This is a genomic window from Kitasatospora sp. NPDC001119 (assembly GCF_053598475.1).
On record NZ_JBSFKI010000068.1, the window covers coordinates 20,501 to 32,327 of the forward strand.

The window sequence follows — 11,827 nt, forward strand, 5'->3', positions numbered from 1 at the left end:
GCCCCGGCACGCCGGCGCCCGCTCAGAGCCGCACCGGCAGCCGCAGCAGGTGGAAGCCGTCGGCCGGCCAGTGGCCGAACTCCAGCCCGTCCCGCGCGACCCCGAGCGCCGCCTCCGGTCGCCGGATCAGCACCTGGTCCAGCACCACCGAGGTGACCAGCCGGCCGAGGGCCGCGCCCAGGCAGTAGTGCGCGCCGTGGCCGAACGCCAGGTGGCCGTCGCCGCGCCCGAACTCCCGGGCGATGTCGAGGCGTTCTGGCGCCTCGCCGTACTCCCGCGGGTCGTGGTCGGCGGCCAGCAGGGCGACGGTGACCGGGTCGCCGGTGCGCAGCGCCGTCCCGGCGAAGGTGAAGTCCTCGGCGGCGTACAGGGTGGCGCCGATCCGCACCAGGGTGATGTATCGCAGCAGTTCGGGCACGGCCCGCTCCAGCAGCTGCGGCTCGGCGCGCAGCCGGGCCAGCTGGTCGGGGTGGTCGAACAGGGCGAGCAGGCCGTGGGCGAGGAACAGCGCGGGCGGGGTGATGCCGGTGTTGATCAGCAGGAAGACGGCCGCGACCAGGTCGTCCTCGTCCAGCGGCTGCTCGCCCTCGCGGGTGTCGTGGGCCAGGGTGGAGACGAGGTCCCCGGTGGGTTCGGCGCGGCGGCGCGCGATCAGCTCCTTGACGTGGTCGACGATGCCGACCAGGCCCTCGACCGTGCGGCTGCCGTCGCCGTACGCGAAGTCGCGGATCCAGCCGCAGACCCGGGGCCGGTCGGCCTCCTCGACGCCGACCAGCTCGCAGATCACCTGGGTGGTCAGCGGGTAGGCGAACTCGCCGAGCAGGTCGGCCGGTTCGTCCCGGGCGGCGAGGTCGGCCAGCAGCTCGGCGGCGGTGCGCTCGACGAAGCCGCGCAGGGCGGCGATCCGGCGGGCGGTGAAGGCGCGGGTCAGGGGCGCGCGGCGGCGGGCGTGCTCCTCGCCGTCGAACAGTGCCAGGTGGCCGGAGAGGTAGCCGGCGTACTCGGCGGGGAAGCTGTCGAAGGCGGCGGCCAGCAGCTCGTCCTGCGGGTCGGATCCGGCGTCGGCCGGAGCGGCGAGCCCCGCCCGGTCCCGGATCAGCCGGGGCTCGGTGAGCGCGGCCTTGACGTCGGCGTAGCGGGTGACCAGTCGGACCGGGGTGTCCAGGCCGGGCAGGACGACCCGGGGCAGCTCGGTCTGCTCGCGGAAGCGGGCGTAGGCGCCGACGGGGTTCTCGACGTCCTCGGGGGTGAGCCGGACGGGGGTGGTGGTCATGGCGGGTCTCTCCTTCGTCACACGGCTGTGCGGCTTTCGATGCCCCGGAGCTTGCCGGGGCCCGCCTTCAGTGCGGTTTCACCGTGGTTTCAGTCGTCCGGGCGGTGGCGCGGACGGTGTAATTGAACGCGTTCAGAAGCTTGGGCTAGGCTGGGCTCCCAGGAACCGGGGGCAGGAGGGGGAAGCCATGAAGGTCGTCATTCCCGGCGGATCGGGGGCACTCGGGGCGCTGCTCGACCGGAGCCTGACCGCCGCCGGGCACCAGGTCGTGGTGCTGAGCCGCAGGCCCGCCGAGCCCCGGCAGGTCGGCTGGGACGGACGGACCCTCGGCGCCTGGGCGGCCGAGGTCGACGGGGCCGACGTCGTGCTCAACCTCGCCGGGCGCAGCGTCAACTGCCGCTCCACCGAGGCGAACCGGCAGGAGATGATGGACTCGCGGGTGCGGTCGACCCGGGTCGTCGGCGAGGCCGTCGCGGCCGCCCGCCGCCCGCCCGCGCACTGGCTCCAGATGAGCACCGCCACCGTCTACGCCCACCGCCACGACGCCCCCAACGGCGAGCTGGACGGCCTGATCGGCGGCAGCGAGCCCGACGCCCCGGCCGCCTGGCGGCACAGCATCGACGTCGCCCAGGCCTGGGAGCGTGCCCAGGCGGAGGCCGACACCCCGCACACCCGCCGGGTCGCCCTGCGCGCCGCCGCCGTCCTCGGCCCCGAGCGCGGCGGATCCCTCGACGCGCTCTCCTGGCTGGCCCGGCTCGGCGCCGGCGGCCCCGTCGCGGGCGGCGCCCAGTACGTCTCCTGGATCCACGAGCGCGACTTCGCCCGCGCCGTCGAGTTCCTGATCGCCCGCGAGGACCTCACCGGCCCGGTCAACCTCGCCGCCCCGAACCCGCTGCCGCAACGCGCGTTCATGCGCGAGCTGCGCACCGCCTGGGGCATGCCGCTGGCCCTGCCCGCCACCCGCTGGATGGCCGAACTGGGCGCCTTCGCGCTGCGCTCCGACACCGAACTGCTGCTGAAGAGCCGCCGCGTCGTCCCGACCCGGCTGCTCGACGCGGGCTTCACCTTCGACCACCCGAGCTGGCCGGAGGCCGCCCGCGACCTCGTCCGGCGGCTGCGCGGGCGGTAGCGCTGTCCGGAGCGTGGTGGGCCGGGTTCGTCACGGGGCCGTCACAGCTGCCCGCCGGTGCTTGCCCGGGCCCGGCCGCTGCCGGGAGCGTGGAGCCCACACGCAGGGGACACCAGGGGGCGGGATGCGGACGGTACGGCTGTCGTACATGCGGCGGCGGGTGGACATCATCGGCGTCGGCTGCCTGCTGGCCCTGGTGACGGTGATCGTGCTGGGGGAGTCCGGTCTGGCCGACTCGGGGACGGCCGTGCTCATCGGCGCCGTGGTCGCTGGCGCGGTGGCCGTCGGAGTACCGCACACCTTCTGGCTGCGGGAGGAGGCGGACGGCCTCACCGTGGTCCGGCTGCTGGTCCCGCGCCGCTACGCCTGGTCGGAGATCCGCGGCCTGGCCATGGAGTTCGACGAGGAGGAGGAGACCAGCGTCCACCGGGTCACCCTCCGGCTGCGCCTGGTGGACCCGCCGGGCCGGTTCTGGGGCCCGCTGCTCGGCCGGTTCGACGTCACCGACGACGACCGGCCGCGCGGCCTCGAACCGCGCGCCCTGGCCGAGCTGTTCGCCCTCTTCGGCCGGCACGGGCTGCCCGTCGACCGGCCGGAGTTCGCCGACGACGTGCTCCACGCCCGCGGGTTGCCGCCGACGCCGCCCCCGGCGGTGCGGAGCGTGCCGGCCGGGCCGGTGCCAACGGCGGCGGAGGCGTACGCGGGCGCCCCGGGCATCGCGGAGGAGGAGGCGTACCTGGCGGCGGGCCGGAACACCGCCAAGAGCCCGCCCCGCAAGCGGCGTGCCCACCTGCTGCGCGCCGCCGCCCAGGCCGACCGGATCGCGCTGGCGGGCGGTGACGCGGACCGCGAGCAGGTGGTGTGGGCGCGGATCTCGGCCGGCTACCTGTGCGAGCACGACGGCGTCACCGCCGCCACCGACGACGACGCGCGCTCGTACGTCCGCCAGCAGTACCTGGACTGGCGCCGGGCCTCCGCCGGCCCGCGGCGCGGCCGCCGCGACGGGGGCTGACCGGGGGCCCGGCGTCGGTCGGCGGCGGGCACGCCCTACGGCAGCCGGGCGTGCTCGGCGCGGCTCTCGGCGATGCGGCGCGCGGCGAGGTCGCGGGCCCGGGCGCGGTCGTTGCCGGTGAGCCGGGCGAGGATCGCGGCGAGCGGCCTGACCTTGCCGAAGCCGCCCCAGTGGCCCTCGGGGATCTCGGTGGGGAACACCCAGATCCGGCCGGGGTCGCGCGGCCAGGCGCCGTCCTCGGCGTCCAGGATCGCCTCGGTGACGTCGGCGATGACGCCCGCGCGCTTGCGGGCGTCGAGCTGGCCCTCGGGCACCGACGGGACGACCTTGTAGCGCGGCGCGTCCGCGAGCTCGCCGCCGACGTAGACGGCGGCGGGCCGGTGGAGGAAGAGCCAGGACACCGAGCGGGTGACCGGGTCGGCGGGGTCGAAGCCCTCGTGGTGGATCAGGATCTCGGTGATGCGGTTGAGCAGGGCCGCTTCCGCCTCGGGGCGCAGGGCGCCGTCGGGGATGTGGACGTCGAGCATCGGCATGGCCGTCGCCTCCTGGATTTAATTTCTCAACTCAGGTGGCCCGGAGCCTAGCCCGGGCTGAGTACGGATTGTCAACCCAGGTGGGTCGGACGGGCTAGGATCGACCCATGGCGGAGCAGCGGCGGCGGATCGACCCGGTGAACTGTTCGATGGGGCGCGCCCTCGCGGCGGTCGGCGAACGCTGGTCGCTGCTGATCGTGCGGGAGGCGCTGGACGGCGTCGGCCGCTTCGGGGCGTTCCGCACCCGGCTCGGCATCGCCAGCAACCTGCTGTCCACCCGGCTCGACGGCCTCGTCGCCGCGGGCGTGCTGCGCCGCGTGCCGTACCAGGACCCCGGCGACCGGCAGCGCTTCGAGTACCGCCTCACCGCGAAGGGCAGGGACCTGCGGCCCACCGTGATCGCCCTGCTGGAGTGGGGCGACAAGTACCTCGCCGACGAGGAGGGCCCGTCGGTCGTCGTCCGGCACGGCGGCGGCGAGGAGCACGGCTGCGACGAACCGGTCACCCTCGTGCTGGAATGCGCGGGCGGCCACACCCACCTGTCCCCGGACTCCGTCTACCGCAGCCCGGGCCCGGGCGCCCGCTTCCTGCCGTCCTGAGCGGCCGGGCCGCTACGGCCCCAGCAGGTGGTTCAGGACCCGGCCGAAGACCAGGCGCCCGGACCGCGCCAGGACCGGATCGAGCAGCGGACCGAGCGTCCGGGGCAGGCCGGCGACCGTCAGCTCCTCCGTCCAGACCGCCGCGCTGCCGCCGCCCACCGCCCGGACCCGCAGCTCGGCCCAGCCGTGCACCGGGTGGCCGCGCTTGACCAGCCGGCACCGCCCGTCCCGGCCGGGGCCGGGGACGACCAGCTCGGTGAGCTCCATCGGGTCGTCGAAACGGAACGGCCCGAGGGCCGTCCGGGCCAGGACGACATCGCCCGCCTCCCGGCCGGAACCCCGGACCACGCGGACCCGGGTGAACGGCACCCGGTCCCCGTGCCGGTGCCAGGCCGTCAGCCGCTCCCAGCACTCGGCGGGCGGCAGCGGCGTACGGCGGATCAGGACGAAGCGGGCCACGGTCGCCACCCTAGGCCCTCTCCAAGCCGCGCGGTGGCCCTAGCGGCGCCGCGGCAGGCCCCCCAGCAGGCCCGCCACCGCCGTCAGGTCGCCGTCCCCGTCGAGCAGCACCACCAGCGGCGGGTGCGCCGGCGAACCCAGCCGGGCGATCCCGCACGCCGTGGCCCCGAGCCCCGGCGGGGCGACCAGGGCGACCGGCGCGCGGGACTCCAGCAGCGGGCCGAGCACCGGGCGGTACGCGGCCGGGGGCGGGTCGTCCCCGGCGGGGCGCAGCACCCCGAGGGCCTGCGGGCCGGGCCAGTCGCGCGCGGCGCCGGGGTAGCGGGTGTGCGGGGCGTCGGGCGGGGGCAGCAGCAGGACCCAGCCCGCGCCCGGGTGGGCGGCCCGGCGCAGCACGTCCAGGCACACCGCCGGGGCGGCCGGCTCGGTGCCCTCGGCGGCGCCGGCCGCGGGCTCGCCCAGCCGGGGCGCCGGCTGTCCGGCCAGGGTGGAGCGCAGTACCTCGGTGGTGCCCAGCCCGCTCGGCAGGTCGGGGAAGCTGCGCAGCAGGTGGGCGCTCTGGTCGAGGAGTTCGGCGGCGTCCCGGTCGGCGAGCAGGGCACGGTCGTGGGTGGTGGTGAGGACCAGCCCGCCGGTGGCGTCGTAGTGGGCGGCGAGCGTGATCGGGTACGAGGTGAGGGTGCCGGCCGGGGCCGGGCTCTCCACGTGGATGCCGTGCGCGGCCAGGTCGGTCTCCAGCCGTAGGTGGTGTGCCGCGGCGGGCTGGTGCTCCAGGACGACCAGGCTGTTCGGCCGCTGCCCGCGCGCGCCGGGCGTCCAGCGGTGGGCCTGGCCGGGGGAGACCCACTCGTACGCGGCGAGGTCGAGCACCCCGTCGCGCAGCGCCGCGAGCAGCTGCGGCACGGTGGTGCCCGGCTGCACCCGGACGGAGATCGGCAGCGGGTTGCGCAGGGCGCCGGGCAGCCGCTCGACGCCGTCCAGCGGGATGCCCCGGCCGGAGACGGTCACCGCGAAGCCGACCCGCACCGCGCGGGCCGGGCGGCGGGGCCGGTCCGTCTGCTCGGCGCGGTACAGCAGCAGCGCCCAGGCCGCCTGGAGGGCGCTGCTCTCGCCCGCGCCCCAGGCGGCCGCCCAGCCGCGCAGCCGGACCGCCTCGTACGGGGTGAGCCGGCGCCGGGCCCGGCCGCTGCCGCGCCGGCGCGGGTCGGGGGCGAGCGGCAGGACGGCGGTGGCGGGGGGCCGGGTGGACCAGAACTGCCGTGCGGCGTCGGTGCTCTGGCCGGACAGCCAGCGGGCGTGGTCGCGCAGGTCGGGGCGGCGCTGGCCGCCGGCCAGCACGCCGCCGGTCAGGTAGGCGCGGTAGAAGGACTGGAGCAGCAGCCGTACGCTCCAGCCGTCCAGCATCGCGTGGTGGTAGGTGAGCAGGACCCGGGTGGCGGGCCCCTCCCCGGCGTCCGGCGGGGCGTCGACGAGGGTGGCGCGCAGCAGGGCGGGGCGGCGCAGGTCGAAGCCGCGCCGGCGGTCGGCGGCGAGCAGGTCCTCCCACTCGGCGGCGCCGTGGCGGTGCCTGGTCACCTCGGGGATGGCGTGCTCGTGCAGCACCATCCAGGGGTCGTCGGGGCCGTGCTCGTCCCAGTCGAAGGCCGCGCGCAGCACCGTCTCGTGGTCGAAGACGGACTGCCAGGCCGCGGTGAAGCGTTCGGTGTCCAGCGGCCCGTGCCAGTTCCAGGACAGTTGCTCGACGTGCCGTCCGCCGGGCTCGGACTCCCCGATCACCTGGCGCAGCAGCTCCCGCTGGAGGGCACTGGTCGGTACGGTGACCGGCTCGGGCGGGTGCGCCAGTGCTTCGCGCAGCTCCTCCAGCACTCCGGCGGCGCGGGCGAGCGGGCCTTGGGCGACGCCGACGAAGAGCCGCCGCCCGCCGTCCGGCGCACCGTCCCCGGTGGTGTGGCGCCCGCCGTCCCCGGTGGCGTCGCGCGCGTCCTCGACCAGGACCGCCCGCAGCCGGGGGCCGCCGGCCAGACTGCGCCCCAGCTCCACCAGCACCCGGTCGAGCCCGTCCGGGCCGTCCACCGTCCGCTGCCAGAGCAGGTCCGCCGCGGGCCCGGCGGGGTCGTCGGCGAGGACGCTGCGCAGCGCGGCGCGCAGTGCCTCCGGGGGGTATCTCCGGTGCAGCTCGACCAGGACGAACTCCGGTGCCCGGGCAGGCCGTTCGGGCGCCCGCCGGGGCCGGGGGGCGGCGCCGGCCAGCGCGGCGCGCACCGCCCCGGCGTCCAGCGGCCCGGGCGGACGGCCGGCGGGCAGGCAGGGCTCGGGCGCGGGAGCGCCGGCCACCAGCAAGGTGACGGGTGCGCTGGAGAACTGACGGTTCGTCATGGCTGATCAGCGGGCACCGGAGCCCTCATCCTTCCCGTGGCCGGCCGGGATCGCGCCGGGGTTACTGGGTGGCGAGCCCGCCGCAGACGTTCAGTGCCTGGGCGGTGATGCTGGCCGCGGTGGGGCTGGTGAGGTAGCCGGCCAGCGAGGCGACCTCCTCGGGCGTGGTGTAGCGGCCGAGCGGGATGTGCTGCTGGAAGTGCTGGTGGATGGTCTCGGGGGTGGTGTTGTAGGCGGTCGCGTACTCGTGGTGGATCCTGGTGGTGTGCGGGGTCTGGACGTACCCCGGGCAGATGGCGTTGACGGTGGTGCCGGTCGGCGCCAGCTCCTTGGCCAGCGCCCGGGTGAAGCCGATCACGGCGTGCTTGCTCGCGGTGTACGGGGCGCCCAGGGTGACGGCCTGCTTCCCGGCGGTGGACGCGATGTTGATGATCCGCGGGTGGGCGGTGCTGGTGATGTGGCCGTGCCGGAGGGTCTCCCGGGTGACCAGGAAGACCGCGTTCAGATTGGTGTCGATGACGTCGTACCAGAGGTCGTCGGTGGTGGTCGCGGTCGGCCCGCCGCCGGTGCGTCCGGCGTTGTTGACCAGGACGGTGATCGGGCCGTACTCGGCCACCGCGTGCCGGATCAGTTCGGCGACCTGGACGGGGTCGCGGACGTCGCAGGTGAGGCCGTCGGCCTGGTGGCCCTCGTCACGCAGGGTGGCGAGGGCCTGGTCGATGTCCCGGGCGGTGCGGGCGCAGATGAAGACACGGTGGCCGCGGCTGCCGAGTTCGCGGGCGATGGCGAGGCCGATGCCGCGGGTACCGCCGGTGATCAGGGCGAGGGGTTTCTCGGGTGCGGTGGTCATGACGCGTCCTGTGGGTGAGGGCTGGGAGCTGGGAGAGGTCGGCGGGGACGGCCGTCCGGACGGGGCTCAGGCCGAGTACAGGTTGTAGGTGGTCGGGTGGGCCGTGGTGGGCGTGTTGAGGGTGGGGTCCAGGGTGAGGATCGCGTGCTGGAGGTGCTGGAGGTGCGGCGAGGGCTGGATGCCGAGCTCGGTGGTCAGCCGGTGCCGCAGGTGGTGGTAGGTGGTCAGGGCGCTGGTCTGCCGGCCGGCCCGGTAGAGCGCGACCATGGCCTGGGCGTGCAGGCCCTCGTGGTGCGGGTGCTGGTGGGTCAGGTGGGTGAGCTCGGGGATCAGCTCGTTGTGCCGGCCGAGCCGCAGGTCGGTGTCGATGCGGCGCTCCAGGGTGATCAGCCGGCTCTCCTCCAGGCGCATGATCTCGATGGTGAGGATCGGCCCGGGCCGGACGTCGACCAGGGCCGGGCCGTGCCAGAGCGCGAGGGCCTGGCGGAACTGGGTGGCGGCCTGGTGGTCCTGGCCGTGGTTGAAGGCGTGCTGGCCCTGGGTGGTCAGCAGGTTGTAGGTGTGGACGTCCAGGTTGTCCGGGTGGGTGGTGAGCTGGTAGCCGCCGTGCCGGGTGGTGAGGATGTCCTTGGCGGTGGCGTGCGGGGTCGGCCCGAGGGCCTGGGTGATCCGGCGGCGCAGCTGCAGGATGTACGTCTGCATCGTGGTGAGCGCCTGTCTTGGCGGGTCGTCGCCCCAGATCTCCTCGATCAGGGTGGCCGTGGGCAGGATCCGGTTCGGGTAGAGCGCGAGGAGGGCGAGGATCTGGCGCTGCTTGGCGGCGGTGGGGACGACGGAGATGCCGTTGAGGTCGGCGGTGAGGGGGCCGAGGACCCTGAGGTGCATGGCGGTTCTCCTCTCGTGCGGGTGAGTGGGGCTCGGAGGATCGTGAGCCCGTGGATTCGTGGGGCTGTGGAACCGTGGACCCGTGGGTCCGGTGAACTGTGCGCTGCTGGTGCGGAAGTGTGTTCGAATCAGGGGGATGGTGGGGTGGATGCGTCGCACCCTAGCGGCGCCACGGAGGGGCGGCCGGATTCCTCAAGTGCCCGTCGAGCGGGGTTCCGGGCGCTCTGGTGGGGGCTTCCGGGCAGCCGGAAGCGGCGGGGCGGCCCCCGGGGAGCGGGAGCCGCCCCGCCGTGCGCGGAACAGGGGGTGCTTCGTCCTGCCTCGTTGTTGTGGATCTGCGCGACCGGGTCGTTGGTCCGGCCCTGGGCGATGGTGATCGCGAAGTCCGGCTTGACGAAGGTCTGTTGGCTGCCCAGGGTGCCCTGCCAGGCGCCGAGGAAGGTCCTCGCTCTCCGGAGCCGGCACGCCCGTTTCCAGGTCGGGACGACGGAGCTGGGCGGAGAGGGGCGGCGGGTGGCCGGGGCCGGCTCAGCTCCGGGCGGCTCCGCTGGGGGCGGTGCCGGGGGCCTCCGCCGGGGTGCGGCTCGGGGCGGCGTCACCGTCGGGCGTGCCGCTCCCGTTCGGGCCGTGCCCGTTCGCGGCGCCGTCGGGCGTGCTGCTCCCGTTCGGGCCGTGCCCGTCCCGGTCGGTGAGGGCGGCCGGCCCCGGGAGGTGCGCCTGGTGGTCCGGCGGGTAGAACTGCCGGGCCCAGTGCCGCATCGCGCCGATCGGCCCGTCGCCCGGGGCGAGCTTCGGCGGTGACATGTACCGCTTGGTGGACCAGATCGGGAAGTCGGCCGCGGTGAACTCCAGGTTGCGCTTGAACATCGGGCCCGCCAGCAGCCTGGTGACCGCCCGGCTGACCGTCCGGGCGACGACCGGCGGCAGTCCGGACGGCTCCGACATGACGAAGCGGCTCGCCTGCCGCAGCTGCATCCGGCCGGGAGCGACCTGGGTGGCCATGACCAGCGAGCAGATCTCCAGGCCCAGCGAGGGCGTGTGCACGTCGGTGTGCAGGGCGGTGAGGCCGTACCCGTCCACCTCGACCTGGACCTCGCGCAGGCCGAGCAGCGGGAAGGTCTCCCGGACCAGCATCGAGATGTGGAAGGTGGTGCCGTCGAACTCCACCGGCTTCGCCAACTCGCCCTGCGGCCAACCGTGCAGGGTGACGAAGTGGCCCAGGTCGAAGGAGTTCTCCATGACGTCCTGGGCGTAGCCGGGCATCTCGAAGGAGGTGTACCGCAGGGGTTGCCGCCCGTCGTCGATCCGGTGCCAGGCGGGGATCTCCCAGTCCGGCTCCCGGCCGTCGTGGTGGCGCCAGACGAAGACGGCCTCGTTCACCTCGCGCACCGGCAGCGGCGTCAGTGCCGCCTTGGGCGGCGGGGTGCCGTACCCGGTGCGCACGCAGCGGCCCTCGGCGTCGAAGGCGAAGCGGTGGAAGGGGCAGACCAGGTGGTCGCCCTCGACCGCGGCCAGGCCGAGGTGGGCGCCGAGGTGCGGGCAGTACGGGCGGATCGCGCGGAGGCGGCCGTTGCGCAGCCGGTACAGCACGACGTCCTCGCCCGCGAGTTGGCGGGTGAGGACGGTGCCGGGCCTGAGCTCGGCGGAGAAGGCGAGTGCGGACCAGCCGTCGGGGTAGGGCAGTGCCGGTGGCAGGGCGACATCGGCCGCGGTCGGGCGGCTGCTGACGGGGTGGACGTGCTTGGACACGCGCATGAAGAAGTCTCCTGTCGGTCTGTCCGGCGCCGCCCCTCCCAGGCGATTAGCGCTCGAACAGAATGGATTTCCGATGCTAGCCATGGAACGGGAGCCCGTGCACGGACAATCTCCCTAACTCACAACAAGTCTGATGATCCGTCAGGTAGACCGGTTCAAGGATTCGACAGGTCCCAGCCACTCGCCCGGCCCCGGGGCCACGGGGGTATTCGGGCAGGTCGGCGCGGCCTCGACGTCCGAGCGGGGCCGAAGGGGGGCCGGCGGGGCGGCGGGCCGCACCCGGGGCGGAACAGGGCCGCCCGGCCCGGACGATATTCGTACGGGCCCGTACCGTGGGGCGATCGGCGACGGCGACGGATTCCGCGGTCCCGGCGTGACGGGAATGCGGATCCGGCCGACCGACGCGGTTCCCCCCGATTTCCCCTCGGCCTTTTGCGGACGCACCGCGCGGTGATTGCCCCACGCGGTCGAGGAGGGGTCGAGAGGTGCTGGAAAGGGCTTTCTGCCGGGGGTGGGGTGTGTTGTGGTGGGTGGCAGGGGAGCCCTGGCCGCGGACGGCTCGACGGCCGTGGGTGGGCGGAGCGCCGCTGGTCGGTGACGTACCGGTGGCGTAGACGCTCGCGCATGGAACTGAGAGCGGCGGCTATGGATCGCCGGGCCAGGGGGGATTTGAATTGGTGCCACGACGACGAACCGATCGGGCGCAACCGGCGCCTCCGAAGGACCGGTCGTCGGTGATTCCTCCGAGTCTTGGAATGAGGGTGTGTGTGATGGCTGGTGTGGTGGATCTCGCGGTCGAGTCCGGTGTCGTGCTGGTGGTCGGTGGGACGGGGAAGACGGGTCGCCGGGTGGCGGACCGGCTGACGGCCCTGGGGTACGGGGTGCGGGTGGGGTCGCGTTCGGGTGCGGTGCCGTTCGACTGGCACGACGAGGGGACGTGGGAGGGGGCGTTGGAG

Annotated in this window: 10 protein-coding genes and 1 pseudogene; 4 read left to right on the forward strand and 7 right to left on the reverse strand. The window is 75.0% G+C overall.

Annotated features, from left to right (window positions below; translation table 11 throughout):
• Nucleotides 1-22: 22 nt before the first annotated feature.
• Nucleotides 23-1,273, reverse strand: a complete 1,251-nt coding sequence (locus tag ACWDD9_RS42070; protein WP_449814567.1) for a cytochrome P450 — start codon at nucleotides 1,271-1,273, stop codon at nucleotides 23-25.
• Nucleotides 1,274-1,460: 187 nt separating this feature from the next.
• On the opposite strand from ACWDD9_RS42070, the gene ACWDD9_RS42075 reads away from it, so the two are divergent.
• Nucleotides 1,461-2,402, forward strand: coding sequence for a TIGR01777 family oxidoreductase (locus ACWDD9_RS42075; protein WP_449814568.1), 942 nt, complete (start codon nucleotides 1,461-1,463; stop codon nucleotides 2,400-2,402).
• Nucleotides 2,403-2,526: 124 nt separating this feature from the next.
• On the forward strand, nucleotides 2,527-3,414 hold the full coding sequence (locus tag ACWDD9_RS42080) for a hypothetical protein (RefSeq protein WP_449814569.1): 888 nt from the start codon (nucleotides 2,527-2,529) through the stop codon (nucleotides 3,412-3,414).
• Between the two features lie 35 nt (nucleotides 3,415-3,449).
• Here the strand turns inward: ACWDD9_RS42080 and ACWDD9_RS42085 are convergent, their stop codons facing one another.
• Nucleotides 3,450-3,947, reverse strand: a complete 498-nt coding sequence (locus ACWDD9_RS42085) for a hypothetical protein (RefSeq protein ID WP_049658900.1) — start codon at nucleotides 3,945-3,947, stop codon at nucleotides 3,450-3,452.
• A gap of 107 nt (nucleotides 3,948-4,054) precedes the next feature.
• On the opposite strand from ACWDD9_RS42085, the gene ACWDD9_RS42090 reads away from it, so the two are divergent.
• Nucleotides 4,055-4,546 carry a winged helix-turn-helix transcriptional regulator gene (locus tag ACWDD9_RS42090; protein WP_449814570.1) on the forward strand — a complete coding sequence of 164 codons (492 nt, stop codon included), beginning with the start codon at nucleotides 4,055-4,057 and terminating at the stop codon, nucleotides 4,544-4,546.
• 12 nt (nucleotides 4,547-4,558) lie between these two features.
• Here the strand turns inward: ACWDD9_RS42090 and ACWDD9_RS42095 are convergent, their stop codons facing one another.
• The 5 genes from ACWDD9_RS42095 to ACWDD9_RS42115 all read right to left on the reverse strand — a co-directional run bounded on the left by ACWDD9_RS42095 (nucleotide 4,559) and on the right by ACWDD9_RS42115 (nucleotide 10,871).
• Nucleotides 4,559-5,005, reverse strand: a complete 447-nt coding sequence (locus tag ACWDD9_RS42095) for an SRPBCC family protein (protein WP_449814571.1) — start codon at nucleotides 5,003-5,005, stop codon at nucleotides 4,559-4,561.
• A gap of 39 nt (nucleotides 5,006-5,044) precedes the next feature.
• Nucleotides 5,045-7,381 (reverse strand): condensation domain-containing protein, encoded by a 2,337-nt coding sequence (locus tag ACWDD9_RS42100; RefSeq protein WP_449814572.1) that lies wholly within the window; start codon nucleotides 7,379-7,381, stop codon nucleotides 5,045-5,047.
• A 61-nt stretch (nucleotides 7,382-7,442) separates the two neighbouring features.
• Nucleotides 7,443-8,231 carry an SDR family NAD(P)-dependent oxidoreductase gene (locus tag ACWDD9_RS42105; RefSeq protein ID WP_387828422.1) on the reverse strand — a complete coding sequence of 263 codons (789 nt, stop codon included), beginning with the start codon at nucleotides 8,229-8,231 and terminating at the stop codon, nucleotides 7,443-7,445.
• A gap of 66 nt (nucleotides 8,232-8,297) precedes the next feature.
• Complete coding sequence (locus ACWDD9_RS42110; RefSeq protein WP_049653285.1) at nucleotides 8,298-9,116, reverse strand: AfsR/SARP family transcriptional regulator; 819 nt, start codon at nucleotides 9,114-9,116, stop codon at nucleotides 8,298-8,300.
• A gap of 528 nt (nucleotides 9,117-9,644) precedes the next feature.
• Nucleotides 9,645-10,871 (reverse strand): Rieske 2Fe-2S domain-containing protein, encoded by a 1,227-nt coding sequence (locus ACWDD9_RS42115; protein ID WP_449814573.1) that lies wholly within the window; start codon nucleotides 10,869-10,871, stop codon nucleotides 9,645-9,647.
• Nucleotides 10,872-11,641: 770 nt separating this feature from the next.
• Here ACWDD9_RS42115 and ACWDD9_RS42120 point away from each other — a divergent pair.
• A pseudogene (locus ACWDD9_RS42120) lies at nucleotides 11,642-11,827 on the forward strand (NmrA family transcriptional regulator); the annotation flags it as partial.